This window comes from Pseudomonas rhizosphaerae, assembly GCF_000761155.1.
Classification (GTDB): Bacteria; Pseudomonadota; Gammaproteobacteria; order Pseudomonadales; family Pseudomonadaceae; genus Aquipseudomonas; species Aquipseudomonas rhizosphaerae.
This window is the reverse complement of the sequence record NZ_CP009533.1, coordinates 4,166,700-4,189,188: the sequence shown is the minus strand read 5'-3', so window position 1 is coordinate 4,189,188 and position 22,489 is coordinate 4,166,700. Positions and strand designations below refer to the sequence as shown.

Below are 22,489 nucleotides of genomic sequence, written 5' to 3'. Positions count from 1 at the left end.
GCCTTCTTCATCTTTGCGCGCACGCACCGTGCGGTGCCATTGACAAGCCCCGTATACTCACCTGTTTACGCCCGCCGCGCGAGGCCGCCTTGGACAAGATTCTGGTACGTGGGGCTCGAACCCACAATTTGAAAAACATCGATCTGACCCTGCCCCGTGACAAACTGATCGTCATCACCGGGCTGTCGGGTTCAGGCAAATCCTCCCTGGCTTTCGACACCCTCTATGCCGAAGGTCAACGCCGCTACGTCGAATCGCTGTCGGCCTATGCCCGCCAGTTCCTATCGATGATGGAAAAGCCCGACGTCGACACCATCGAAGGTCTGTCGCCGGCCATTTCCATCGAACAGAAGTCGACGTCGCACAACCCCCGCTCCACCGTCGGCACCATCACTGAGATCTACGACTACCTGCGCCTGCTGTACGCCCGCGTGGGCACGCCGCGCTGCCCGGATCATGACATTCCGCTGGAAGCCCAGACGGTCAGCCAGATGGTCGACCTGGTCCTGGCCCAGCCCGAGGGCGCGCGGCTGATGCTGCTGGCCCCGGTCATCCGTGAGCGCAAGGGCGAGCACCTGGCCATTTTCGAAGAGCTGCGCGCCCAGGGCTTTGTCCGCGCGCGCATCAACGGCAAGCTCTACGAGATGGACGAGCTGCCCAAGCTCGACAAGCAGAAGAAGCACACCATCGAAGTCGTCGTGGACCGCTTCAAGGTCCGTTCCGACTTGCAGCAGCGTCTGGCCGAATCGTTCGAGACGGCCCTGAAGCTGGCCGATGGCATCGCCCTGGTGGCGTCAATGGACGACGAACCCTTCGAAGAGATCATCTTCTCCGCGCGCTTTGCCTGCCCGATCTGCGGCCACGCCATCAGCGAGCTGGAGCCCAAGCTGTTCTCCTTCAACAACCCGGCCGGTGCCTGCCCGACCTGCGATGGCCTGGGCGTGAAGCAGTTCTTCGACAACAAGCGCCTGGTGAACGGCGAGCTGACCTTGGCCGAAGGCGCGATCCGCGGCTGGGACAGGCGCAACGTCTATTACTTCCAGATGCTCGGCTCGCTCGCCAGCCATTACCAATTCAGCCTGGACGTACCGTTCAACGAACTGCCCAGCGACCAGCAGAAAGTCATCCTCAGCGGCAGCGGCAGCCATAACGTCGATTTCCGCTACCTCAACGACCGCGGCGACATCGTCAAGCGTTCGCATCCGTTCGAAGGCATCGTGCCCAACCTCGAGCGCCGCTACCGCGAAACCGAGTCGGCCAGCGTCCGTGAAGAGCTGGCCAAGTTCCTCAGCACCCAGCCCTGCCCTGACTGCCGCGGCACTCGCCTGCGCCGTGAGGCACGTCACGTCTGGGTGGGCGAGAAAACCCTGCCTGCTGTCACCGGCTTGCCGATCGGCGATGCCACCGATTATTTCGGCAGCCTCAGCCTGACCGGTCGCAAGGGTGAAATCGCCGACAAGATCCTCAAGGAAATCCGCGAGCGCCTGCAGTTCCTGGTCAACGTGGGCCTGGACTACCTGACCCTGGACCGCAGTGCGGACACCCTCTCGGGCGGCGAGGCCCAGCGCATCCGCCTGGCCAGCCAGATCGGCGCGGGCCTGGTGGGCGTCATGTACATCCTCGACGAACCCTCCATCGGCCTGCACCAGCGCGACAACGACCGCCTGCTGGGCACCCTCAAGCACCTGCGTGACATCGGCAACACCGTGATTGTCGTCGAGCATGACGAAGATGCCATCCGCCTTGCCGATTACGTGGTCGACATCGGCCCCGGCGCAGGTGTTCACGGTGGCCACATCGTGGCCCAGGGCACGGCGCAGGAGGTCATGGACCATCCCGACTCCCTGACCGGCAAGTACCTGTCCGGACGCGTGAAGATCGCGGTCCCGGCCAAACGCACGCCGCGCAACAAGAAGCTGTCCCTGACCCTCAAGGGCGCACGAGGCAACAACCTGCGCAACGTCGACCTGGAGATCCCGATCGGCTTGCTGACTTGCGTGACCGGCGTGTCCGGCTCGGGCAAGTCGACGTTGATCAACAACACCCTGTTTCCGCTCAGCGCCACCGCGCTCAACGGCGCGACCACCCTGGAAGCTTCAGCGCACGACAGCGTCAATGGCTTGCAGCACCTGGACAAGGTCGTGGACATCGACCAAAGCCCGATCGGACGCACACCACGCTCCAACCCTGCTACCTACACAGGGCTGTTCACGCCGATCCGCGAGCTGTTTGCCGGCGTGCCCGAGTCGCGTTCACGTGGCTATGGACCTGGCCGATTCTCGTTCAACGTCAAGGGCGGTCGCTGCGAGGCCTGCCAGGGCGACGGCCTGATCAAAGTCGAGATGCACTTCCTGCCCGACATCTATGTGCCCTGCGATGTCTGCAAGAGCAAGCGTTACAACCGCGAGACGCTGGAGGTCAAGTACAAGGGCAAGAACATCCACGAGACCCTGGAGATGACCATCGAAGAAGCGCGGGAGTTCTTCGACGCGGTCCCGGCGCTTGCACGCAAGCTGCAGACGCTGATGGACGTCGGCCTGTCCTACATCAAGCTGGGCCAGTCGGCGACCACGTTGTCCGGTGGTGAAGCGCAGCGGGTCAAGCTGTCGCGCGAGCTGTCCAAGCGCGACACCGGCAAGACTCTGTACATCCTCGACGAACCCACTACCGGCCTGCACTTCGCCGATATCCAGCAGTTGCTCGATGTGCTCCATCGTCTTCGTGACCACGGCAACACTGTGGTGGTGATCGAACACAACCTGGACGTCATCAAGACAGCCGACTGGCTGGTGGACCTTGGGCCGGAAGGCGGTTCCAAAGGCGGTCAGATCATCGCCGTCGGCACCCCAGAACAGGTCGCCGAGATGAAACAGTCCTACACCGGCCACTACCTCAAGCCCCTGCTGGAACGCGACAAAGCCTGAAACCAAAAAGCCCCGCGCAAGCGGGGCTTTTCTCAACACAATCCCTGTATCAGGGACGCAACCCCTGTAGCAGCGGCGCAAGCCGCGTCAGCAGTCTCTACACTCCACCTGCCGAATCCCACCACAGCACGCCATCAATCAAAACTGCGACTGCAGATAATTCTCCAGCCCAATTGACTTGATCAGCCCCTGCTGCTTTTCCAACCAATACGTATGGTCTTCCTCGGTGTCCGCCAGTTGCACGCGCAGAATGTCGCGTGTGACGTAATCGCTGTGCTGCTCGCATAGCGCGATGCCTTTGCACAGCGCCGCGCGCACCTTGTATTCCAGACGCAGATCGGCAGCGATCATGCTCGGCACATCGGTCCCCACTTCGAGATCGTCCGGACGCATGCGTGGCGTACCCTCAAGCATCAGGATACGGCGCATCAAGGCGTCGGCATGACCCGCCTCTTCTTCCATTTCGTGATTGATGCGCTCGAAGAGCTTGGCGAAGCCCCAGTCCTCGTACATCCGCGAGTGGATGAAATACTGGTCACGGGCAGCCAGCTCGCCAGTGAGCAAAGTATTGAGGTAATCGATTACGTCCGGGTGGCCTTGCATCGCCGTAGATCTCCTAGCAGAAAGGCATAGTTTGAACCAAGGTCGCGGATACGTCACGGCCTACGGTGCAGAAATACGCTAAAAAGCAGAGAAAAAGTGACGAAATAAAGCGAAAAACCGCCCAAATGAGGGCGGTTCTTTTTATCACTTAGGTTCAGCCGAGCTGGATGCCCAATGCTTTGGCGATGCCATTACCGTAGGCCTCATCTGCATGGTAGAAGTGTTGCAGCTGGCGCTCCACCACGTCCGCGCTCACACCCATCATCGCACCGGCGATATTGTCGATCAGCAGCGCCTGCTGCTCGGCACTCATCAAACGGAACAGAGCACCAGCCTGGCTGTAGTAGTCCGCATCCACACGGTGATCGAAGCGATCCGCATCGCCATGCAAGGCCAAGGCAGGTTCGCGATACTGAGGCGCTTGCTTGGGCGCATCTGCATAGCTGTTGGGCTCGTAGTTGGGTGCTGCACCGCCATTGCTGCCAAAGGCCATGGAACCGTCTCGCTGGTACGAATGAACCGGGCTGCGCGGGGCGTTCACCGGCAACTGCTGGTGATTGGTCCCGACGCGATAGCGGTGGGCATCGGCGTAGGCGAACACACGACCCTGCAGCATGCGGTCAGGTGACAGCCCCACACCGGGCACCATGTTGCTCGGCCCAAACGTCGCTTGCTCAACTTCGGCAAAGTAGTTCAGCGGATTACGGTTCAGTTCCAGCATGCCCACTTCGATCAACGGGAACTCCTTCTGCGACCAGGTCTTGGTCACGTCGAATGGGTTCTCGTGATGACGGTTGGCCTGGTCCTCGCTCATGATCTGCATGCATACGCGCCACTTGGGGTAATCCCCACGCTCGATCGCATCGAACAGATCGCGCTGAGCATAATCTGGATCGGTACCGGCAATACGAGCCGCGTCGGCCGGTGCCAGGTTCTTGATGCCTTGAGCCGTCTTGTAGTGCCACTTGACCCAGTGCCGCTCGCCTTTGGCGTTGATCAAGCTGTAGGTATGGCTACCGAAGCCATGCATGTGACGATAGCCGTCAGGAATACCGCGATCCGAAAACAGAATGGTGACCTGATGCAACGACTCGGGCGAATGCGACCAGAAGTCCCACATCATCTGCGCACTCTTCAGGTTGCTCTGAGGCAGGCGCTTCTGTGTGTGGATGAAGTCCGGAAACTTCATCGGATCGCGAATGAAGAACACGGGGGTGTTATTGCCTACGATGTCCCAGTTGCCTTCCTCGGTGTAGAACTTGAGGGCAAAACCACGCGGGTCGCGTTCGGTATCCGCCGAACCACGCTCGCCACCCACGGTGGAGAACCGCAAGAAGGTTTCGGTCTGCTTGCCTACGGCGCTGAACAGCTTGGCGCTGGAGTACTCGGTAATATCCCGAGTAACGGTGAAGGTACCGTACGCGCCCGAACCTTTGGCGTGTACGCGGCGTTCTGGAATGTTCTCGCGGTTGAAGTGCGCGAGCTTTTCAATCAGATGGAAATCGTCCAGCAACAAGGGACCACGAGGTCCCGCTGAGCGGGAATTCTGGTTGTCGGCGACTGGTGCGCCGCTGGCAGTGGTGAGGATCTTGCTCTGGCTCATGGACGATGTTCCCTGGTCTGGCTTGCTGTGTAGGTGCCGACTTGAGCGGCTTGCAGCAAGTATCCGAGAAACCCATCCATAGCACTAATCGGGAAATTATCTTTAGCCGATAGATTTTGGCTAACGTGCAGACATAAAAAAACCGGGCCAAGGCCCGGTTTTTCAGAACAGACTTTTCGTCTTATTCGGCAGCTTCAACCGAGCCACCGACAGGACGATCAACCAGCTCGACGTACGCCATAGGTGCGTTATCGCCAGCGCGGAAGCCGCACTTGAGGATACGCAGGTAGCCGCCCTGACGGGTTGCATAGCGCTTGCCCAGATCGTTGAACAGCTTACCGACCATTTCTTTCGAGCGAGTACGGTCGAAAGCAAGACGGCGGTTTGCAACGCTGTCTACCTTGGCCAGGGTGATCAGCGGCTCGGCAACGCGGCGCAGTTCCTTGGCTTTTGGCAGGGTAGTCTTGATCAGCTCGTGCTCGAACAGCGACACCGCCATGTTCTGAAACATGGCCTTGCGGTGCGAGCTGGTACGGCTCAGGTGACGTCCACTTTTACGATGACGCATGGTTCATTCCTTACCAAACACTACGTTCGGTGATTACGACGATCAGGCAGTCGCCTTGTCGTCCTTCTTAAGACTTGCAGGCGGCCAGTTGTCGAGGCGCATGCCGAGGGACAGACCGCGGGAGGCCAGAACGTCCTTGATTTCAGTCAAGGATTTCTTGCCCAGGTTCGGAGTCTTCAACAGTTCTACTTCGGTACGCTGAATCAGGTCGCCGATGTAGTAAATGTTTTCCGCCTTAAGGCAGTTAGCCGAACGTACAGTCAGTTCCAGATCGTCAACCGGGCGAAGCAGGATCGGATCGATCTCGTCTTCTTGCTCGATTACCACAGGCTCGCTGTCACCTTTGAGATCGACGAACGCAGCCAACTGCTGTTGCAGAATGGTTGCAGCACGGCGGATGGCCTCTTCAGGATCCAGGGTACCGTTGGTTTCCAGATCGATAACCAGCTTGTCCAGGTTGGTGCGCTGCTCGACACGGGCGTTTTCCACCACGTATGCGATACGGCGTACCGGGCTGAACGAAGAGTCGAGCTGCAAGCGACCAATGCTGCGGCTTTCGTCTTCATCGCTTTGACGCGAGTCGGCCGGTTCATAACCACGACCACGAGCTACGACGAGCTTCATGTTCAGGGCGCCGTTAGACGCCAGGTTAGCGATTACGTGATCGGGATTAACGATCTCGACATCATGATCCAGCTGAATATCGGCAGCGGTAACCACCCCCGAACCCTTTTTCGACAAGGTCAGCGTAACTTCGTCACGACCGTGCAGCTTGATAGCCAGGCCTTTCAGGTTCAACAGGATTTCAATGACGTCTTCCTGTACACCTTCGATGGCGCTGTACTCGTGGAGTACACCGTCAATCTCGGCCTCGACTACTGCGCAGCCGGGCATTGAGGACAACAGGATGCGGCGCAGCGCGTTGCCCAGGGTATGGCCAAAACCACGCTCGAGAGGCTCGAGGGTGATTTTGGCGCGGGTTGGACTGACGACCTGCACATCGATATGGCGGGGCGTCAGGAACTCATTTACCGAAATCTGCATGGATGCACCTATTTTCTAGCCCTTACTTGGAGTAGAGCTCGACAATCAGGCTTTCGTTGATGTCGGCGGACAGATCACTGCGAGCAGGAACGTTCTTGAAAACGCCCGACTTCTTCTCAGTGTCTACTTCTACCCATTCTACGCGGCCACGTTGGGCACACAGATCGAGAGCTTGGACAATGCGAAGCTGGTTCTTTGCTTTTTCGCGAATCGCGACCACGTCACCAGCACGAACCTGGTAGGACGGAACGTTAACGGTCTTGCCGTTGACGCTGACGGACTTGTGCGATACCAACTGACGGGATTCGGCACGAGTCGAGCCAAAGCCCATACGGTATACGACGTTGTCCAGACGGCATTCGAGCAGTTGCAGCAGGTTCTCGCCGGTTGCGCCTTTCTTGCCGGCAGCTTCCTTGTAGTAACCGCTGAACTGACGCTCGAGAACGCCATAGATACGACGGACTTTCTGCTTTTCACGCAGCTGGGTGCCGTAGTCGGACTGGCGGCCACGGCGCTGACCGTGGATACCTGGGGCTGCTTCGATATTGCACTTCGATTCCAGGGCGCGAACGCCGCTTTTCAGGAACAGGTCAGTGCCTTCACGACGAGCCAGTTTGCATTTTGGACCAATGTAACGAGCCATTATCTATCGTCTCCTGAATTACACGCGGCGCTTCTTCGGCGGACGGCACCCGTTATGCGGGATTGGCGTCACGTCGGTGATGCTGGCGATCTTATAGCCACAGCCGTTCAATGCACGGACAGCGGACTCACGACCTGGACCTGGACCCTTGACGTTGACGTCGAGGTTCTTCAGGCCATATTCCAGCGCAGCTTGACCAGCACGTTCAGCAGCCACCTGGGCAGCGAACGGGGTGGACTTGCGAGAACCGCGGAAACCCGAACCGCCGGAGGTAGCCCAGGACAGGGCGTTGCCTTGACGATCGGTAATGGTCACGATGGTGTTGTTGAAAGACGCGTGGATGTGGGCGATGCCATCAACCACTGTCTTTTTGACTTTCTTACGAGGACGAGCAGCAGGTTTTGCCATGACTAGATTCCTGTCGATTCGCTGGTGCGATTACTTGCGGATCGGCTTACGCGGACCTTTACGGGTACGCGCGTTGGTCTTGGTACGCTGACCGCGTACTGGCAGACCACGACGATGACGAAGACCGCGATAGCAGCCCAGATCCATCAAGCGCTTGATTTTCATGTTGATTTCGCGGCGCAGATCACCTTCGGTGGTGAACTTCGCCACTTCGCCACGCAGCTGTTCAATCTGCTCGTCGCTCAGATCCTTGATCCTTGCGGCTGGGTTGACCCCAGTGTCTGCACAGATTTTCTGTGCAGTAGTGCGACCAACACCATAGATGTAGGTCAGCGAGATAACAGTGTGCTTGTTATCTGGAATGTTAACGCCTGCAATACGGGCCATTCAGTGGGACTCCAATTGACAGCTACCTACGCCCCGGAAGCCAAGAAATAGGGCGCGAGATAATATCGCTGTAATAACAAATAATCAACCCGGCAGCGCACTAGCTGCCGGGCTTGTAGCACATCACAGTCAGCCTTGGCGCTGTTTGTGACGCGGCTCTGCGCTGCAAATGACTCGAACGACGCCTTCGCGACGAATGATTTTGCAGTTACGGCACAGCTTTTTCACCGATGCACGAACTTTCATTGCCAACTCCTCGAACCTTAAGGGACTGTCAGCGCAGCAGACCGCTGCCACCGTAGCCTTTCAGGTTGGCTTTCTTCATCAGGGATTCGTACTGGTGCGAAACGAGGTGCGATTGTACTTGGGACATAAAGTCCATCACAACCACTACCACAATCAGCAACGAGGTCCCGCCAAGGTAGAACGGAACGTTTGCAGCAACCACCAGAAACTGTGGCAGCAAGCAGACGCACATCATGTACAGAGCACCGAACATGGTCAAACGGGTCAGAACGCCATCAATGTAGCGCGCCGACTGTTCGCCTGGACGGATGCCCGGAATAAAGGCACCGGACTTCTTCAGGTTTTCCGCTACGTCTTTCGGATTGAACATCAACGCCGTATAGAAGAAGCAGAAGAAAATGATCCCTGCACTAAACAGCAGAATGTTCAACGGCTGACCAGGAGCGATCGACTGCGAGACGTCCTGCAACCAGCCCATACCTTCGGACTGACCGAACCAGGAGCCCAGCGAAGCCGGGAACAGCAAGATGCTGCTCGCGAAAATGGCAGGGATTACACCGGCCATGTTCACTTTCAGCGGCAAGTGGCTCGTCTGCGCAGCGAAGACCTTGCGGCCCTGCTGGCGCTTGGCATAGTGAACGGCGATTCGCCGCTGACCACGCTCGATGAACACCACGAAACCGATAATCGCTACCGCCAGCAGACCGATTGCAACCAGCGCGAAGATGTTGATGTCGCCCTGACGTGCAGACTCGAAAGACTGCCCAATCGCTCTCGGAAGACCGGCAACGATACCTGCGAAGATCAACATCGAGATACCGTTACCCACACCACGCTCAGTAATCTGCTCACCCAGCCACATCATGAACATGGCACCCGCCACGAAAGTGGAGACCGCCACGAAGTAGAAGCTGAAGCTTGCAGTGAACGCCACACCCTGGTTGGCCAGGCCGATCGACATGCCGATCGCCTGCACCAGGGCCAAGATGACGGTGCCATAGCGGGTGTACTGGCTGATCTTGCGACGGCCAGCTTCACCTTCCTTCTTCAACTGCTCCAGCTGCGGACTCACGGCGGTCATCAGCTGCATGATGATCGATGCCGAGATGTACGGCATGATCCCCAGTGCAAAGATGCTCATCCGCTCCAGCGCGCCGCCGGAAAACATGTTGAACAAGCTAAGAATGGTCCCCTCATTCTGTCGAAACAGGTCTGCGAGTCGGTCCGGGTTGATACCTGGAACAGGGATGTGTGCGCCAATTCTGTAGACGATGATCGCCAGGAACAGAAAACGCAGACGAGCCCAGAGTTCAGACATACCGCCCTTGCCTAGCGCTGAGAGAGCACCTTGCTTAGCCATTTATTCCTCGAACTTGCCGCCAGCTGCTTCGATAGCCGCACGCGCACCTTTGGTGGCGGCGATGCCCTTGATGGTCACAGCGCGAGTCACTTCGCCCGACAGCATGATTTTCACACGCTGTACGTTCTGGTTGATCACGTTGGCATCCTTCAGGGACTGCACGGAGACGATGTCGCCTTCCACTTTGGCCAACTCGGACAGACGCACTTCTGCGCGGTCCATGGCTTTCAGGGAAACGAAACCGAACTTCGGCAGGCGACGATGCAGCGGCTGTTGACCGCCTTCAAAGCCTGGAGCGATGGTGCCACCGGAGCGGGAGGTCTGACCTTTGTGGCCACGGCCACCGGTCTTGCCCAAACCACTACCGATACCACGACCCGGACGGTGCTTTTCGCGACGCGAACCGGGAGCTGGACTCAGATCATTGAGTTTCATCGATTAACCCTCTACGCGAAGCATGTAGTAGGCCTTGTTGATCATCCCGCGATTCTCGGGAGTATCCTGGACTTCTACAGTGTGACCGATGCGACGCAGACCCAGACCCTTAACGCACAGTTTGTGGTTAGGGATACGGCCGGTCATGCTTTTGATCAGCGTAACTTTTACGGTAGCCATGATCAGATGATCTCCTCAACGTTCAGACCGCGCTTGGCGGCGATGGACGACGGGGACTGCATGGCTTTCAGACCCTTGAACGTAGCGTGAACCACGTTGACGGGGTTGGTCGAGCCGTAGCACTTGGCCAGAACGTTCTGGACACCAGCAACTTCGAGAACGGCACGCATTGCGCCGCCAGCGATGATACCGGTACCTTCCGAAGCAGGCTGCATGTACACCTTCGAAGCGCCGTGAGCGGACTTCATGGCGTACTGCAAGGTGGTCCCGTTCAGGTCCACTTGAATCATGTTGCGACGAGCTGCTTCCATAGCTTTCTGGATGGCAGCAGGCACTTCACGAGACTTGCCACGGCCGAAGCCAACGCGGCCTTTGCCATCACCTACCACGGTCAACGCGGTGAAGGTGAAGATACGGCCGCCTTTGACGGTCTTGGCAACGCGGTTAACTTGAACCAGCTTCTCGATGTAGCCTTCGTCGCGCTTTTGGTCGTTATTTGACATAACTTAGAACTCCAGCCCAGCTTCACGAGCGCCATCAGCCAGCGCTTTAACGCGGCCATGGTACTTGAAGCCAGAGCGGTCGAAAGCCACCTGCGAGACGCCAGCGGCCTTAGCACGCGAAGCGACCAGCTGGCCAACCTTAGTGGCCGCGTCAATGTTGCCAGTGGCACCATCACGCAATTCTTTGTCCAAAGTCGAGGCACTTGCCAGGACCTTGCTGCCGTCGGCCGAGATGACCTGGGCATAGATGTGCTGCGAAGAGCGGAACACGCAGAGACGCACGACTTCGAGTTCGTGCATTTTCAGGCGTGCTTTGCGAGCGCGACGCAGTCGAGTAACTTTTTTGTCGGTCATTTGCTATGCCCTACTTCTTCTTGGCTTCTTTACGGCGGACGACTTCGTCTGCGTAACGTACACCTTTGCCTTTGTAAGGCTCTGGCGGACGGAAATCGCGGATTTCAGCGGCCACTTGACCCACCAGCTGCTTGTCGATGCCCTTGATCAGGATATCGGTCTGGCTAGGAGTCTCAGCGGTGATGCCTTGCGGCAACTCGTAATCCACCGGATGAGAGAAGCCCAGCGACAGGTTCAGCACTGTGCCTTTTGCTTGTGCCTTGTAGCCAACACCGACCAGCTGGAGCTTGCGCTCGAAGCCTTGGCTTACGCCCTGGACCATGTTGTTGACCAAAGCGCGAGTGGTACCGGCCATTGCACGGGTCTGCTGATCGCCATTCTTGGCAGCGAAACGCAGTTCGCCAGCCTCTTCAACGATTTCAACCGACGAGTGAACGTTCAGTTCCAGAGTGCCCTTGGCACCCTTCACCGAAAGCTGTTGGCCGGCGAATTTTACTTCGACACCAGCTGGCAGCTTAACGGGGTTCTTAGCGACGCGAGACATGCTTATCCCCCCTTAGAACACTGTGCAAAGTACTTCGCCGCCGACACCGGCAGCGCGCGCAGCACGATCCGTCATCACACCTTTGTTGGTGGAGACGATGGATACGCCGAGACCGCCACGAACTTTTGGCAGATCTTCAACGGATTTGTACTGACGCAGGCCTGGACGACTTACGCGCTTGACTTCCTCGATGACCGGACGGCCTTCGAAGTATTTCAGCTCGATGGAAAGCGACGGTTTTGCTTCGCTGCTTACCTGAAAACCCGCGATGTAACCTTCGTCCTTTAGAACTTTGGCAACAGCTACCTTCAACGTGGAAGATGGCATGCTTACGACGGACTTTTCAGCCATCTGGGCATTACGGATTCGAGTTAGCATGTCCGCTAACGGGTCCTGCATACTCATGGGCTAGACGCTCCTGATACAAAAATAATTAGCCTTGCGGCTACAACGTCGCCGAACGTGTGATCCGGTCCAAAAACCCGGGCTCAGGCGAGCCGGCAATTCTAGACGTACGGCAGAAATGAATCAAGCCCCATAAGGGGCTTGATTCAATCGCCATGACACCGGCGGTCGGTTGATTGCTCAATTTTCCGCCGGCGTCACGCCGGTCCGACTTACCAGCTGGCTTTGACCAGACCTGGTACGTCACCGCGCATGGCGGCCTGGCGCAGCATGTTACGGCCGAGGCCGAACTTGCGGTACACGCCGTGTGGACGACCAGTCAGGCGGCAGCGGTTACGCATGCGAGCGGCGCTCGCATCACGTGGCTGCTTCTGCAGAGCTACGGAAGCATTCCAGCGTTCTTCGTCACTTGCGTTCAGATTCACGATGATAGCTTTCAGCTCAGCACGCTTCTTGGCGTATTTAGCTACCGTCAGCTGACGCTTCAGCTCACGGTTCTTCATGCTCTTCTTGGCCATTTTCCTACTCCAATCAGTTGCGGAACGGGAAGTTGAAAGCACGCAGCAGGGCGCGACCTTCTTCATCCGAACGAGCAGTGGTGGTCAGGGTAATGTCCAGACCGCGCAGAGCATCGATCTTGTCGTAATCGATTTCCGGGAAAATGATCTGCTCTTTCACGCCCATGCTGTAGTTGCCACGACCATCGAAGGACTTGGCATTCAGGCCGCGGAAGTCGCGTACCCGAGGCAGGGAGATCGCCAGCAGGCGGTCCAGGAATTCGTACATCTTGTCGCGACGCAAGGTCACCTTGACACCGATCGGCCATCCTTCACGGACTTTGAAGCCCGCGATGGATTTACGCGCGAAGGTCACAACGGCTTTCTGGCCGGTGATCTTCTCGATGTCGGCTACAGCGTGTTCGATGACTTTCTTGTCGCCGATCGCTTCGCCCAGACCCATGTTCAGGGTGATCTTGGTAACGCGCGGAACTTCCATCACGTTCGCCAGCTTAAGTTCTTCCTTAAGCTTGGGAGCGATTTCCTTCCGGTAAATCTCTTTCAGTCGTGCCATGGTCTTCTACCTAGCAGTGTTCAAGCATCAACCGCTTTTTGGGTCGACTTGAAGACACGAATTTTTTTGCCTTCTTCTACTTTGAAACCAACGCGGTCAGCCTTGTTGGTTTCGCCGTTGAAGATGGCGACGTTGGAAGCGTGCAGAGGCGCTTCTTTCTCGACGATACCGCCCTGTACGCCCGACATCGGGTTAGGCTTGGTATGACGCTTCACCAGGTTGATCCCACCAACGACCAGACGGTCGTCAGCGAGAACCTTGAGCACCTTACCGCGCTTGCCTTTGTCTTTGCCGGCGATCACGATGATCTCGTCGTCACGACGAATCTTTTGCATGTCGGATCTCCTTACAGCACTTCTGGGGCGAGCGAGACGATCTTCATGAACTTCTCGGAACGAAGCTCACGGGTCACTGGCCCAAAGATACGGGTGCCGATTGGCTCTTGCTTGTTGTTCAACAGAACAGCAGCGTTGCCATCGAAGCGGATGATGGAGCCGTCAGCACGACGAACGCCGTGGCGAGTGCGGACTACAACAGCAGTCATCACTTGACCCTTCTTCACCTTGCCACGAGGAATTGCTTCCTTCACGGTCACCTTGATGATGTCGCCGATGCCAGCGTACCGGCGGTGCGAGCCGCCCAGTACCTTGATGCACATGACGCGACGAGCGCCGCTGTTATCGGCCACATCGAGCATGGATTGAGTCTGAATCATAGAATTTCTCCGACCCCTAGCCCTTAGACTTCAACAGCGCGTTCGAGAACGTCAACCAGTGCCCAGGACTTGGTCTTGGCCAGCGGACGAGTTTCACGAATAGTGACCTTGTCGCCGATCTTGCACTGGTTGGTTTCGTCGTGAGCGTGCAGCTTAGTCGAACGCTTAACGTATTTACCGTAGATCGGGTGCTTTACGCGACGCTCGATCAATACGGTGATGGTTTTGTCCATCTTGTCGCTGACCACACGGCCAGTCAGCGTACGGACGGTTTTTTCGGCTTCAGCCATGATCACTTACCTGCCTGCTGGTTGAGCACAGTTTTCACGCGAGCGATGTCGCGCTTCACTTGCGAGAGCAGGTGAGACTGCCCCAACTGGCCAGTTGCTTTCTGCATGCGCAGATTGAACTGGTCGCGCAGCAAGCCGAGCAGTTGCTCGTTCAGTTGCTGTGCTGATTTTTCACGAAGTTCATTCGCTTTCATCACATCACCGTCCGCTTAACAAAGGAGGTGGCGAGAGGCAGCTTTGCAGCCGCCAAGGCGAAAGCCTCACGCGCCAGCTCTTCGGAAACACCCTCGATTTCATACAGGACCTTGCCTGGCTGAATCTGGGCAACCCAATATTCCACGTTACCCTTACCTTTACCCATACGAACTTCGAGGGGCTTTTTGGAGATAGGCTTGTCCGGGAATACACGGATCCAGATCTTGCCGCCACGTTTCACGTGACGGGTCAGTGCGCGACGCGCTGACTCGATCTGACGAGCGGTGAGACGACCACGAGCTACAGACTTCAGCGCGAATTCGCCGAAGCTGACTTTGCTACCGCGCTGAGCCAGACCACGGTTGTGGCCAGTCATCTGCTTGCGGAACTTCGTACGCTTAGGTTGCAACATTTGGCGTACCCCTTACTTAGCAGCTTTTTTACGAGGCGCAGGTGCTTGTGGTTTCAGTTCTTCTTGGCGACCACCAATTACTTCGCCTTTGAAAATCCAAACCTTCACACCGATCACACCGTAGGTGGTGTGAGCTTCGTAGTTGGCATAGTCGATGTCGGCACGCAGGGTGTGCAAGGGCACACGACCTTCGCGATACCATTCAGTACGTGCGATTTCAGCACCGCCGAGACGACCGCTCACTTGGATCTTGATGCCCTTGGCACCAATGCGCATGGCGTTCTGTACGGCGCGCTTCATGGCGCGACGGAACATCACACGACGCTCCAGCTGCTGAGCTACGCTCTGCGCAACCAGCATACCGTCGAGCTCCGGCTTGCGGATCTCTTCGATATTGATGTGCACAGGCACACCCATTTGCTTGGTCAGGTCCTGACGCAGTTTCTCAACGTCCTCACCCTTCTTCCCGATAACGATACCAGGACGAGCGGTGTGGATGGTGATACGTGCAGTTTGGGCCGGACGATGGATATCGATACGGCTCACGGACGCGCTTTTTAGTTTGTCTTGGAGATACTCACGCACCTTCAGATCTGCGAACAAGTAGTCCGCATAAGTCCGACCGTCTGCGTACCAGACGGAGGTGTGCTCCTTGACGATTCCCAGGCGAATGCCAATGGGATGTACTTTCTGACCCATCTGATCGACTCCGTTACTTGTCAGCAACCTTGACAGTGATATGGCAAGACCGCTTGACGATGCGATCAGCCCGGCCTTTGGCACGAGGCATGATGCGCTTCAGCGAACGCCCTTCGTTGACGAAAACAGTGCTGACCTTCAGGTCATCAACGTCTGCGCCTTCGTTGTGCTCGGCGTTGGCTACGGCCGACTCCAGCACTTTCTTCATGATTTCCGCGGCTTTTTTACTGCTAAAAGCCAGCAGGTTGAGCGCTTCGCCCACCTTCTTCCCGCGGATCTGGTCGGCGACCAAGCGGGCTTTCTGGGCGGAGATTCGAGCGCCCGACAACTTAGCGGCTACTTCCATTTCCTTACCCCTTAACGCTTGGCTTTCTTGTCAGCCACGTGCCCGCGATATGTACGGGTACCGGCGAACTCGCCCAGTTTGTGGCCGACCATGTCTTCGTTCACGAGAACGGGGACGTGTTGACGACCGTTGTGTACTGCGATGGTCAGACCGACCATTTGTGGCAGGATCATCGAACGACGCGACCAGGTCTTAACTGGTTTGCGATCGTTCTTTTCCGCCGCCACTTCGATCTTCTTCAGTAGGTGAAGATCAATAAAAGGACCTTTTTTCAGAGAACGTGGCACTGTCGTATCCCTCTATTTACTTGCGACGACGGACGATCATTTTGTCGGTACGCTTATTACCACGAGTCTTCGCGCCCTTAGTCGGGAAGCCCCATGGCGATACCGGATGACGACCACCGGAGGTACGACCTTCACCACCACCATGTGGGTGGTCAACCGGGTTCATGGCAACACCACGAACGGTTGGGCGAACGCCACGCCAGCGTTTGGCACCGGCTTTACCCAGCGAGCGCAGGCTGTGCTCGGAGTTGGAAACCTCACCCAGCGTGGCACGGCACTCGGACAGCACTTTGCGCATTTCGCCCGAACGCAGGCGCAGGGTCACGTAGACACCTTCACGAGCGATCAGCTGAGCCGAAGCACCAGCGGAGCGAGCGATCTGAGCACCCTTGCCCGGCTTCAGTTCGATGCCGTGGATGGTGCTACCGACCGGGATGTTGCGCAGCTGCAGCGAGTTGCCTGGCTTGATCGGTGCCAGAGCACCTGCAATCAGCTGGTCGCCAGCGCTCACGCCTTTCGGTGCGAGGATGTAGCGACGCTCGCCGTCTGCGTACAGAACCAGAGCGATGTGAGCAGTACGGTTAGGATCGTATTCAATGCGCTCGACAGTGGCGGTGATGCCATCTTTGTCGTTGCGACGGAAGTCGATCATGCGGTAATGCTGCTTGTGACCACCACCGATGTGACGGGTGGTAATACGGCCATTGTTGTTACGACCACCAGACTTCGATTTTTTCTCGAGCAGCGGTGCGTGAGGAGCGCCTTTATGCAGCTCCTGGTTGACCACCTTGACCACGAAACGGCGGCCAGGGGAAGTCGGTTTGCATTTAACGATTGCCATGATGCACCCCTTCCTTACTCAGCACTGCTGCTGAAATCGAGATCTTGGCCTGGCTGAAGGGAGATAACTGCCTTCTTCCAGTCATTACGCTTGCCCAGACCGCGAGCAGTGCGCTTGCTTTTACCCAGTACGTTCAGGGTAGTAACACGCTCTACTTTCACGCTGAACAGGCTTTCGACGGCCTTCTTGATTTCCAGCTTGGTTGCGTCAGTAGCAACCTTGAAAACGAACTGACCTTTCTTGTCTGCCAGAACCGTAGCCTTCTCGGAAACGTGCGGGCCAAGCAGAACTTTAAATACGCGTTCCTGGTTCATCCCAGCAGCTCCTCGAATTTCTTCACGGCCGACACGGTGATCAACACCTTGTCGTATGCGATCAGACTAACTGGGTCGGAACCTTGTACGTCACGAACGTCGACGTGCGGAAGGTTGCGAGCAGCCAGGTACAGGTTCTCGTCGACGGAGTCCGATACGATCAGAACGTCGGTGAGGCCCATGCCATTCAGCTTGCCCAGCAGGTCTTTGGTTTTCGGCGCTTCGACAGCGAAGTCCTGAACCACGACCAAACGGTCGGTACGCACCAGCTCAGCAAGGATGGAGCGCAGTGCAGCGCGATACATCTTCTTGTTCAGCTTCTGGGTGTGATCCTGAGGACGAGCTGCGAAAGTGGTACCACCGCCGCGCCAGATTGGGCTACGGATAGTACCGGCACGAGCGCGGCCAGTACCCTTTTGACGCCAAGGGCGCTTACCGCCACCACGAACGTCGGAACGGGTCTTTTGCTGCTTGCTGCCCTGACGACCGCCAGCCATGTAGGCTACGACTGCCTGGTGCACCAGTGTCTCGTTGAACTCGCCGCCGAAAGTCAGTTCGGAAACTTCGATCGCCTGAGCGTCATTTACATTTAATTGCATTTTCGCTTCCCCTTAACCGCGAGCCTTGGCTGCCGGACGCACAACCAGGTTGCCGCCGGTTGCGCCAGGAACAGCACCCTTGACGAGCAGCAGATTGCGTTCAGCGTCGACGCGCACAACTTCCAGGGACTGCACGGTCACGCGCTCGGCGCCCATATGACCGGACATTTTTTTGCCCTTGAAAACACGGCCAGGAGTCTGGCACTGGCCGATGGAGCCAGGGACGCGGTGGGAAACGGAGTTACCGTGGGTGTTGTCTTGACCGCGGAAGTTCCAACGCTTGATGGTACCGGCAAAGCCTTTACCTTTGGACTGACCGGTAACGTCTACCAGTTGGCCCGCTGCGAAGAGTTCAGCATTGATCAAGTCGCCAGCCTGGTACTCGCCTTCTGCAAGGCGGAATTCCCAGACGCCACGACCGGCAGCAACGTTCGCCTTGGCGAAGTGACCTGCCTGAGCAGCAGTCACGCGCGAAGCACGACGCTCGCCGACAGTGACTTGCACTGCACGATAGCCATCAGTTTCTTCAGTTTTGAACTGGGTGACGCGATTCGGCTCGATCTCAATGACCGTGACCGGAATGGAGACACCTTCTTCGGTGAAAATACGGGTCATACCGCATTTACGACCGACTACACCAATAGTCATGTTGTAAACCTCATGAGTGTACGGGGCTTTCACCCGCTATGGCCGCCCATTTCAGAGCGTTACACGACTAAGACCCAGTCTTAGCCGAGGCTGATCTGCACTTCCACACCTGCCGCAAGATCAAGCTTCATCAGCGCATCAACGGTTTTATCCGTTGGCTGGACGATGTCCAGAACACGCTTATGAGTGCGGATTTCGTACTGGTCGCGCGCGTCTTTGTTGACGTGCGGAGAAACCAGAACGGTGAACCGCTCTTTACGGGTAGGAAGTGGAATCGGACCACGCACCTGAGCACCAGTACGTTTCGCGGTTTCCACGATTTCCTGGGTGGATTGGTCGATCAGGCGATGGTCGAAAGCCTTCAACCTGATACGGATTTGCTGATTTTGCATTGGATTTCAGACTCCGGCTGCTGTTCCCACCGGGCGCAATGCACCCGTTAAAAGGAGGCGCAATTCTATAGACGCCTCTATCGAGTGTCAACCCAATAAAAAAGCCCCCGCTAAGCGGGGGCCTTTTCAAGCGATCAACGATTACTCGATGATTTTGGCTACGACGCCAGCGCCGACGGTACGACCGCCTTCACGGATAGCGAAACGCAGGCCGTCTTCCATTGCGATGGTCTTGATCAGGGTGACAACCATTTTGATGTTGTCGCCTGGCATTACCATTTCAACGCCTTCCGGCAGTTCGCAATTACCGGTCACGTCAGTGGTCCGGAAGTAGAACTGTGGACGGTAGCCTTTGAAGAACGGAGTGTGACGACCGCCTTCTTCCTTGCTCAGAACGTAGACTTCAGCTTCGAACTTGGTGTGCGGCTTGACCGAACCTGGCTTGACCAGAACCTGGCCACGCTCAACGTCGTCACGCTTGGTGCCGCGCAGCAGCACGCCGCAGTTCTCGCCGGCACGACCTTCGTCGAGCAGTTTGCGGAACATTTCAACGCCGGTGCAAGTGGTGACGGTGGTGTCACGCAGACCAACGATTTCCAGCGAGTCCTGAACCTTTACGATACCGCGCTCGATACGACCGGTAACAACAGTACCGCGACCGGAGATCGAGAACACGTCTTCGATTGGCATCAGGAACGGCTTGTCGATAACGCGAACTGGATCTGGAATGTAGCTGTCCAGAGTCTCTACCAGTTTCTTGACGGCAGTAGTGCCCATCTCGTTGTCGTCCAGACCTTCCAGAGCCATACGAGCCGAACCGATGATGATCGGAGTGTCGTCGCCTGGGAAATCGTAGGTGGACAACAGGTCACGTACTTCCATCTCGACCAGTTCCAGCAGCTCAGCGTCGTCTACCAGGTCAGCCTTGTTCAGGAAAACCACGATGTGCGGAACGCCTACCTGACGGGACAGCAGGATGTGCTCACGGGTTTGTGGCATCGGACCATCAGCAGCCGAACAAACCAGGATAGCGCCGTCCATCTGGGCAGCACCGGTGATCATGTTCTTCACATAGTCAGCGTGACCTGGGCAGTCGACGTGAGCGTAGTGACGGATCAGCGAGTTGTATTCAACGTGCGCAGTGTTGATGGTGATACCGCGAGCTTTTTCTTCTGGTGCGCTGTCGATCTTGTCGAAGTCAACGCGAGCCGAACCGAAAACTTCGGAGCAGACACGAGTCAGAGCAGCGGTCAGAGTGGTTTTACCGTGGTCAACGTGGCCGATGGTGCCGACGTTGACGTGAGGTAGGGAACGATCAAATTTTTCTTTAGCCACGACAATAAACTCCTAGCCTAAGGGGCTGAATCAGCCTTGTTTTTTAACGATAGCTTCGACGACGTTCGACGGAGCCTCGGAGTATTTGGAGAATTCCATAGAGTAGCTCGCGCGACCCTGGGACATGGAACGAACATCGGTCGCATAACCGAACATTTCGCCCAACGGAACCTCGGCACGGATAACCTTGCCCGAAACCGTATCTTCCATACCCTGGATCAGACCACGACGACGGTTCAGGTCTCCCATCACGTCACCCATGTAGTCCTCAGGTGTTACAACTTCCACCTTCATGATCGGCTCAAGCACAACGCCGCCGCCCTTGGAGGCCAGCTGCTTGGTCGCCATGGAGGCAGCCACCTTGAACGCCATCTCGTTGGAGTCGACGTCGTGGTAAGAGCCATCGAAAACGGTCGCCTTCAGGCCGATCAGCGGATAGCCGGCAACGACGCCGTTCTTCATCTGCTCTTCGATACCCTTCTGGATCGCCGGGATGTATTCCTTCGGAACAACACCACCTACGACTTCGTTCACGAACTGCAAGCCTTCCTGACCTTCGTCAGCAGGTGCAAAACGGATCCAGCAATGGCCAAACTGACCACGACCGCCGGACTGACGAACGAACTTGCCTTCGATCTCACAGGCCTTCGTGATCTTCTCACGGTAGGACACCTGCGGTTTACCGATGTTGGCTTCTACGTTGAACTCGCGGCGCATGCGGTCAACGAGAATGTCCAGGTGCAACTCACCCATACCCGAGATGATCGTTTGACCAGTCTCTTCATCGGTCTTGACGCGGAAAGACGGGTCTTCCTGAGCAAGCTTGCCCAGTGCGATACCCATTTTTTCCTGGTCATCCTTGGTCTTGGGCTCAACGGCAACCGAAATTACCGGCTCCGGGAAGTCCATGCGAACCAGGATGATCGGCTTGTCGGCCGAGCACAGGGTGTCACCGGTGGTGACGTCCTTCATGCCGATCAAGGCCGCGATGTCGCCAGCGCGTACTTCCTTGATCTCTTCGCGGGTGTTTGCGTGCATCTGCACCATACGACCCACGCGCTCTTTCTTGCCCTTGACCGAGTTGATCACGCCGTCGCCGGAGCTCAACACGCCCGAGTAAACGCGAGCGAAGGTCAGGGTACCCACGAATGGGTCGGTAGCGATCTTGAACGCCAGGGCCGAGAACGGCTCGCTGTCGTCTGCATGACGCTCCATGGGCACAGTCTCGTCATCCGGGTCGGAACCCTTGATGGCAGGAATGTCGACCGGCGCAGGCAGGTAGTCGATGACAGCATCCAGAACCAGGGGAACGCCCTTGTTCTTGAACGAGGAACCGCAAACAGCCAGGACGATTTCACCAGCGATGGTACGCTGACGCAGAGCGGCTTTGATTTCGTCGTTGGTGAGTTCTTCACCTTCGAGGTACTTGTTCATCAACTCTTCGTTGGCTTCGGCCGCAGCTTCAACCATGTTGCTGCGCCACTCGTCAGCCAGTTCCTGCAGCTCGGCAGGAATAGGTTCACGGCGGGCAGCCATGCCTTTGTCTGCGTCGTTCCAGTAGACCGCTTCCATGGACATCAGGTCGATCTGACCCTGGAAGTTGTCTTCTGCACCGATGGCCAGCTGGATCGGCACCGGGGTGTGACCCAGGCGCTGCTTGATCTGACCGATCACGCGCAGGAAGTTGGCACCGGCACGGTCCATCTTGTTCACGTACACAAGACGTGGAACGCCGTACTTGTTGGCCTGACGCCATACGGTTTCGGACTGAGGCTCGACACCGGAGGTACCGCAGAACACCACGACAGCACCGTCGAGTACACGCAGCGAACGCTCTACTTCAATGGTGAAGTCAACGTGGCCGGGGGTATCGATGATGTTGAAACGGTGGCGAGGGAACTGCTTGTTAGAGCCTTCCCAGAACGCAGTGGTAGCTGCGGAAGTAATGGTAATACCCCGCTCCTGCTCCTGCACCATCCAGTCCATGGTCGCGGCGCCATCATGCACCTCGCCCATCTTGTGGTTCACGCCCGTATAGAACAGGACGCGCTCGGTGGTAGTGGTTTTACCCGCATCCACGTGAGCGACGATACCGATGTTACGGTAGCGATTGATATCAGTTGTACGAGCCATAAAGC

33 protein-coding genes are annotated in these 22,489 nt (G+C 57.1%); 1 reads left to right on the top strand and 32 read right to left on the bottom strand.

The window, feature by feature from the left end; genetic code table 11:
- The first annotated feature begins 89 nt into the window (after window positions 1–89).
- Complete coding sequence (uvrA, locus tag LT40_RS18495; RefSeq protein ID WP_043192549.1) at window positions 90–2,924, top strand: excinuclease ABC subunit UvrA; 2,835 nt, start codon at window positions 90–92, stop codon at window positions 2,922–2,924.
- 138 nt (window positions 2,925–3,062) lie between these two features.
- Here uvrA and bfr read toward each other — a convergent pair whose 3' ends face one another.
- From bfr to fusA, 32 genes are all read right to left on the bottom strand, one after another.
- Window positions 3,063–3,527 carry a bacterioferritin gene (bfr, locus tag LT40_RS18490; RefSeq protein WP_043192547.1) on the bottom strand — a complete coding sequence of 155 codons (465 nt, stop codon included), beginning with the start codon at window positions 3,525–3,527 and terminating at the stop codon, window positions 3,063–3,065.
- A 154-nt stretch (window positions 3,528–3,681) separates the two neighbouring features.
- On the bottom strand, window positions 3,682–5,130 hold the full coding sequence (locus LT40_RS18485) for a catalase (protein ID WP_043192545.1): 1,449 nt from the start codon (window positions 5,128–5,130) through the stop codon (window positions 3,682–3,684).
- Window positions 5,131–5,311: 181 nt separating this feature from the next.
- Window positions 5,312–5,698 (bottom strand): 50S ribosomal protein L17, encoded by a 387-nt coding sequence (rplQ, locus tag LT40_RS18480; protein ID WP_043192543.1) that lies wholly within the window; start codon window positions 5,696–5,698, stop codon window positions 5,312–5,314.
- 42 nt (window positions 5,699–5,740) lie between these two features.
- A complete protein-coding gene (locus LT40_RS18475; protein WP_007924176.1) occupies window positions 5,741–6,742 on the bottom strand; it encodes a DNA-directed RNA polymerase subunit alpha in 1,002 nt (333 codons plus the stop codon).
- A 22-nt stretch (window positions 6,743–6,764) separates the two neighbouring features.
- A complete protein-coding gene (gene rpsD, locus LT40_RS18470) occupies window positions 6,765–7,385 on the bottom strand; it encodes a 30S ribosomal protein S4 (RefSeq protein WP_043192542.1) in 621 nt (206 codons plus the stop codon).
- Window positions 7,386–7,403: 18 nt separating this feature from the next.
- Window positions 7,404–7,793, bottom strand: a complete 390-nt coding sequence (gene rpsK, locus LT40_RS18465) for a 30S ribosomal protein S11 (RefSeq protein WP_002555466.1) — start codon at window positions 7,791–7,793, stop codon at window positions 7,404–7,406.
- A 30-nt stretch (window positions 7,794–7,823) separates the two neighbouring features.
- Window positions 7,824–8,180, bottom strand: a complete 357-nt coding sequence (gene rpsM / locus LT40_RS18460; RefSeq protein ID WP_043192541.1) for a 30S ribosomal protein S13 — start codon at window positions 8,178–8,180, stop codon at window positions 7,824–7,826.
- A 129-nt stretch (window positions 8,181–8,309) separates the two neighbouring features.
- Window positions 8,310–8,426, bottom strand: a complete 117-nt coding sequence (gene rpmJ / locus LT40_RS21450) for a 50S ribosomal protein L36 (protein WP_002555468.1) — start codon at window positions 8,424–8,426, stop codon at window positions 8,310–8,312.
- Between the two features lie 28 nt (window positions 8,427–8,454).
- A complete protein-coding gene (secY, locus tag LT40_RS18455; RefSeq protein ID WP_043192540.1) occupies window positions 8,455–9,786 on the bottom strand; it encodes a preprotein translocase subunit SecY in 1,332 nt (443 codons plus the stop codon).
- Complete coding sequence (gene rplO / locus LT40_RS18450; protein WP_043192539.1) at window positions 9,787–10,221, bottom strand: 50S ribosomal protein L15; 435 nt, start codon at window positions 10,219–10,221, stop codon at window positions 9,787–9,789. It abuts the gene before it with no gap.
- A 3-nt stretch (window positions 10,222–10,224) separates the two neighbouring features.
- Window positions 10,225–10,401 carry a 50S ribosomal protein L30 gene (gene rpmD, locus LT40_RS18445; protein ID WP_003176408.1) on the bottom strand — a complete coding sequence of 59 codons (177 nt, stop codon included), beginning with the start codon at window positions 10,399–10,401 and terminating at the stop codon, window positions 10,225–10,227.
- Between the two features lie 2 nt (window positions 10,402–10,403).
- Window positions 10,404–10,904 carry a 30S ribosomal protein S5 gene (gene rpsE, locus LT40_RS18440; protein WP_043192537.1) on the bottom strand — a complete coding sequence of 167 codons (501 nt, stop codon included), beginning with the start codon at window positions 10,902–10,904 and terminating at the stop codon, window positions 10,404–10,406.
- A 3-nt stretch (window positions 10,905–10,907) separates the two neighbouring features.
- Window positions 10,908–11,258, bottom strand: a complete 351-nt coding sequence (gene rplR, locus LT40_RS18435; RefSeq protein WP_043192536.1) for a 50S ribosomal protein L18 — start codon at window positions 11,256–11,258, stop codon at window positions 10,908–10,910.
- A 10-nt stretch (window positions 11,259–11,268) separates the two neighbouring features.
- A complete protein-coding gene (gene rplF, locus LT40_RS18430) occupies window positions 11,269–11,802 on the bottom strand; it encodes a 50S ribosomal protein L6 (RefSeq protein WP_043192535.1) in 534 nt (177 codons plus the stop codon).
- A gap of 12 nt (window positions 11,803–11,814) precedes the next feature.
- Window positions 11,815–12,207: a 30S ribosomal protein S8 gene (rpsH, locus tag LT40_RS18425; RefSeq protein ID WP_043192534.1), complete on the bottom strand. Its 393-nt coding sequence runs from the start codon at window positions 12,205–12,207 to the stop codon at window positions 11,815–11,817.
- 212 nt (window positions 12,208–12,419) lie between these two features.
- A complete protein-coding gene (gene rpsN, locus LT40_RS18420) occupies window positions 12,420–12,725 on the bottom strand; it encodes a 30S ribosomal protein S14 (RefSeq protein WP_043192533.1) in 306 nt (101 codons plus the stop codon).
- 13 nt (window positions 12,726–12,738) lie between these two features.
- Window positions 12,739–13,278, bottom strand: coding sequence for a 50S ribosomal protein L5 (gene rplE / locus LT40_RS18415; RefSeq protein ID WP_043192531.1), 540 nt, complete (start codon window positions 13,276–13,278; stop codon window positions 12,739–12,741).
- A gap of 20 nt (window positions 13,279–13,298) precedes the next feature.
- Window positions 13,299–13,613: a 50S ribosomal protein L24 gene (gene rplX / locus LT40_RS18410; RefSeq protein ID WP_008374158.1), complete on the bottom strand. Its 315-nt coding sequence runs from the start codon at window positions 13,611–13,613 to the stop codon at window positions 13,299–13,301.
- An 11-nt stretch (window positions 13,614–13,624) separates the two neighbouring features.
- Window positions 13,625–13,993 carry a 50S ribosomal protein L14 gene (gene rplN, locus LT40_RS18405; protein ID WP_003243907.1) on the bottom strand — a complete coding sequence of 123 codons (369 nt, stop codon included), beginning with the start codon at window positions 13,991–13,993 and terminating at the stop codon, window positions 13,625–13,627.
- Window positions 13,994–14,016: 23 nt separating this feature from the next.
- Window positions 14,017–14,283: a 30S ribosomal protein S17 gene (gene rpsQ / locus LT40_RS18400; RefSeq protein WP_043192528.1), complete on the bottom strand. Its 267-nt coding sequence runs from the start codon at window positions 14,281–14,283 to the stop codon at window positions 14,017–14,019.
- A gap of 2 nt (window positions 14,284–14,285) precedes the next feature.
- Window positions 14,286–14,477: a 50S ribosomal protein L29 gene (rpmC, locus tag LT40_RS18395; protein ID WP_002555481.1), complete on the bottom strand. Its 192-nt coding sequence runs from the start codon at window positions 14,475–14,477 to the stop codon at window positions 14,286–14,288.
- Window positions 14,477–14,890, bottom strand: coding sequence for a 50S ribosomal protein L16 (gene rplP, locus LT40_RS18390; protein WP_003176421.1), 414 nt, complete (start codon window positions 14,888–14,890; stop codon window positions 14,477–14,479). The genes rpmC and rplP overlap by 1 nt, the downstream gene beginning before the upstream one ends.
- A 12-nt stretch (window positions 14,891–14,902) precedes the next feature.
- A complete protein-coding gene (gene rpsC / locus LT40_RS18385; RefSeq protein WP_003176422.1) occupies window positions 14,903–15,589 on the bottom strand; it encodes a 30S ribosomal protein S3 in 687 nt (228 codons plus the stop codon).
- A 13-nt stretch (window positions 15,590–15,602) separates the two neighbouring features.
- The gene (rplV, locus tag LT40_RS18380) at window positions 15,603–15,935 is read right to left on the bottom strand and encodes a 50S ribosomal protein L22 (RefSeq protein WP_003103908.1); all 333 of its coding nucleotides are present in this window, start codon (window positions 15,933–15,935) and stop codon (window positions 15,603–15,605) included.
- Between the two features lie 11 nt (window positions 15,936–15,946).
- Complete coding sequence (rpsS, locus tag LT40_RS18375) at window positions 15,947–16,222, bottom strand: 30S ribosomal protein S19 (RefSeq protein WP_002555486.1); 276 nt, start codon at window positions 16,220–16,222, stop codon at window positions 15,947–15,949.
- Window positions 16,223–16,238: 16 nt separating this feature from the next.
- On the bottom strand, window positions 16,239–17,063 hold the full coding sequence (rplB, locus tag LT40_RS18370) for a 50S ribosomal protein L2 (protein ID WP_043192523.1): 825 nt from the start codon (window positions 17,061–17,063) through the stop codon (window positions 16,239–16,241).
- A gap of 14 nt (window positions 17,064–17,077) precedes the next feature.
- Entirely contained in the window at window positions 17,078–17,377 is a 300-nt protein-coding gene (rplW, locus tag LT40_RS18365) for a 50S ribosomal protein L23 (RefSeq protein ID WP_002555488.1), read from the bottom strand.
- A complete protein-coding gene (rplD, locus tag LT40_RS18360) occupies window positions 17,374–17,976 on the bottom strand; it encodes a 50S ribosomal protein L4 (RefSeq protein ID WP_043192522.1) in 603 nt (200 codons plus the stop codon). Before rplD ends, rplW begins: the two co-directional genes overlap by 4 nt.
- A 12-nt stretch (window positions 17,977–17,988) precedes the next feature.
- On the bottom strand, window positions 17,989–18,624 hold the full coding sequence (gene rplC / locus LT40_RS18355) for a 50S ribosomal protein L3 (RefSeq protein ID WP_043192521.1): 636 nt from the start codon (window positions 18,622–18,624) through the stop codon (window positions 17,989–17,991).
- A gap of 80 nt (window positions 18,625–18,704) precedes the next feature.
- On the bottom strand, window positions 18,705–19,016 hold the full coding sequence (rpsJ, locus tag LT40_RS18350) for a 30S ribosomal protein S10 (RefSeq protein ID WP_003186070.1): 312 nt from the start codon (window positions 19,014–19,016) through the stop codon (window positions 18,705–18,707).
- 141 nt (window positions 19,017–19,157) lie between these two features.
- Window positions 19,158–20,351 carry an elongation factor Tu gene (tuf, locus tag LT40_RS18345; RefSeq protein ID WP_043192520.1) on the bottom strand — a complete coding sequence of 398 codons (1,194 nt, stop codon included), beginning with the start codon at window positions 20,349–20,351 and terminating at the stop codon, window positions 19,158–19,160.
- Between the two features lie 30 nt (window positions 20,352–20,381).
- Window positions 20,382–22,484: an elongation factor G gene (fusA, locus tag LT40_RS18340; RefSeq protein ID WP_043192519.1), complete on the bottom strand. Its 2,103-nt coding sequence runs from the start codon at window positions 22,482–22,484 to the stop codon at window positions 20,382–20,384.
- Window positions 22,485–22,489: the final 5 nt, after the last annotated feature.

Excerpts from the sequence above, each read along its gene's own strand:
- rplW (WP_002555488.1), bottom strand. The coding sequence starts at position 17,377 with ATGAACCAGGAACGCGTATTTAAAGTTCTGCTTGGCCCGCACGTTTCC.
- rpmD (WP_003176408.1), bottom strand. The coding sequence starts at position 10,401 with ATGGCTACCGTAAAAGTTACGCTGATCAAAAGCATGACCGGCCGTATC.
- rpsE (WP_043192537.1), bottom strand. The coding sequence starts at position 10,904 with ATGTCAAATAACGACCAAAAGCGCGACGAAGGCTACATCGAGAAGCTG.
- rplV (WP_003103908.1), bottom strand. The coding sequence starts at position 15,935 with ATGGAAGTAGCCGCTAAGTTGTCGGGCGCTCGAATCTCCGCCCAGAAA.
- rplF (WP_043192535.1), bottom strand. The coding sequence starts at position 11,802 with ATGTCTCGCGTCGCTAAGAACCCCGTTAAGCTGCCAGCTGGTGTCGAA.
- rpsQ (WP_043192528.1), bottom strand. The coding sequence starts at position 14,283 with ATGGCTGAAGCCGAAAAAACCGTCCGTACGCTGACTGGCCGTGTGGTC.
- secY (WP_043192540.1), bottom strand. The coding sequence starts at position 9,786 with ATGGCTAAGCAAGGTGCTCTCTCAGCGCTAGGCAAGGGCGGTATGTCT.
- bfr (WP_043192547.1), bottom strand. The coding sequence starts at position 3,527 with ATGCAAGGCCACCCGGACGTAATCGATTACCTCAATACTTTGCTCACT.
- rplP (WP_003176421.1), bottom strand. The coding sequence starts at position 14,890 with ATGTTGCAACCTAAGCGTACGAAGTTCCGCAAGCAGATGACTGGCCAC.
- rplX (WP_008374158.1), bottom strand. The coding sequence starts at position 13,613 with ATGCAAAAGATTCGTCGTGACGACGAGATCATCGTGATCGCCGGCAAA.
- rplQ (WP_043192543.1), bottom strand. The coding sequence starts at position 5,698 with ATGCGTCATCGTAAAAGTGGACGTCACCTGAGCCGTACCAGCTCGCAC.
- rplC (WP_043192521.1), bottom strand. The coding sequence starts at position 18,624 with ATGACTATTGGTGTAGTCGGTCGTAAATGCGGTATGACCCGTATTTTC.
- fusA (WP_043192519.1), bottom strand. The coding sequence starts at position 22,484 with ATGGCTCGTACAACTGATATCAATCGCTACCGTAACATCGGTATCGTC.
- rpsJ (WP_003186070.1), bottom strand. The coding sequence starts at position 19,016 with ATGCAAAATCAGCAAATCCGTATCAGGTTGAAGGCTTTCGACCATCGC.
- rpsN (WP_043192533.1), bottom strand. The coding sequence starts at position 12,725 with ATGGCCAAGAAGAGCATGAAGAACCGTGAGCTGAAGCGTCAGCTGACG.
- rplN (WP_003243907.1), bottom strand. The coding sequence starts at position 13,993 with ATGATTCAGACTCAATCCATGCTCGATGTGGCCGATAACAGCGGCGCT.
- rplO (WP_043192539.1), bottom strand. The coding sequence starts at position 10,221 with ATGAAACTCAATGATCTGAGTCCAGCTCCCGGTTCGCGTCGCGAAAAG.
- LT40_RS18475 (WP_007924176.1), bottom strand. The coding sequence starts at position 6,742 with ATGCAGATTTCGGTAAATGAGTTCCTGACGCCCCGCCATATCGATGTG.
- rplD (WP_043192522.1), bottom strand. The coding sequence starts at position 17,976 with ATGCAATTAAATGTAAATGACGCTCAGGCGATCGAAGTTTCCGAACTG.
- rpsM (WP_043192541.1), bottom strand. The coding sequence starts at position 8,180 with ATGGCCCGTATTGCAGGCGTTAACATTCCAGATAACAAGCACACTGTT.
- LT40_RS18485 (WP_043192545.1), bottom strand. The coding sequence starts at position 5,130 with ATGAGCCAGAGCAAGATCCTCACCACTGCCAGCGGCGCACCAGTCGCC.
- rplE (WP_043192531.1), bottom strand. The coding sequence starts at position 13,278 with ATGGCACGACTGAAAGAGATTTACCGGAAGGAAATCGCTCCCAAGCTT.
- rpmC (WP_002555481.1), bottom strand. The coding sequence starts at position 14,477 with ATGAAAGCGAATGAACTTCGTGAAAAATCAGCACAGCAACTGAACGAG.
- rplR (WP_043192536.1), bottom strand. The coding sequence starts at position 11,258 with ATGACCGACAAAAAAGTTACTCGACTGCGTCGCGCTCGCAAAGCACGC.
- rpsD (WP_043192542.1), bottom strand. The coding sequence starts at position 7,385 with ATGGCTCGTTACATTGGTCCAAAATGCAAACTGGCTCGTCGTGAAGGC.
- rpsH (WP_043192534.1), bottom strand. The coding sequence starts at position 12,207 with ATGAGTATGCAGGACCCGTTAGCGGACATGCTAACTCGAATCCGTAAT.
- rpsK (WP_002555466.1), bottom strand. The coding sequence starts at position 7,793 with ATGGCAAAACCTGCTGCTCGTCCTCGTAAGAAAGTCAAAAAGACAGTG.
- rplB (WP_043192523.1), bottom strand. The coding sequence starts at position 17,063 with ATGGCAATCGTTAAATGCAAACCGACTTCCCCTGGCCGCCGTTTCGTG.
- rpmJ (WP_002555468.1), bottom strand. The coding sequence starts at position 8,426 with ATGAAAGTTCGTGCATCGGTGAAAAAGCTGTGCCGTAACTGCAAAATC.
- rpsC (WP_003176422.1), bottom strand. The coding sequence starts at position 15,589 with ATGGGTCAGAAAGTACATCCCATTGGCATTCGCCTGGGAATCGTCAAG.